1 protein-coding gene is annotated in these 425 nt (G+C 60.7%); it reads right to left on the reverse strand.

The features are described 5' to 3' along the window. On the reverse strand, window positions 1–425 hold a 425-nt coding region (locus G3I74_RS00080; RefSeq protein ID WP_164208702.1), incomplete at both ends, for an ammonia-forming cytochrome c nitrite reductase subunit c552.

Here is a 425-nt window from a genome sequence, read left to right on the forward strand (position 1 = left end):
AGCCAGTCACGCGCGTGGCGCACGGTGGCATCTTCAGCGGCGTGGCAGTCCAGACAGCCAATGGTGTTGGAACCGACGACCTTGGAAAAGGGCATCGAGTACCAGTCATCACCGTGGACCGCGTCGAGCTTGCTGACGTCGGTGGTCTTGCAGCCAATGCAGGTGGCCGGGCGCTTTTCCCAGTCCGGCAGGCGCTCGGTATCGACCACGTCGGTCAGCGCGTAATAGTGGCCGCGCGAGCGGTAGTAGCCCTTGGAAAACGGAAAACCGTCGTAGTTGACCTGCAGGAAGGGATACATGACCAGATAATTGATCTTCTCGATGTCCATATCTTCAGCCGCGGCCTTGCCGCCGCCGCCGTAGGTCGTTTCCTGCATTTCCGAGGTCCGCATCCAGCCCTCGTACTGCGCCGGGAAATAGCGCTT

It is taken from the genome of Wenzhouxiangella limi (assembly GCF_010499265.1).
Classification (GTDB): Bacteria; Pseudomonadota; Gammaproteobacteria; order Xanthomonadales; family Wenzhouxiangellaceae; genus Wenzhouxiangella; species Wenzhouxiangella limi.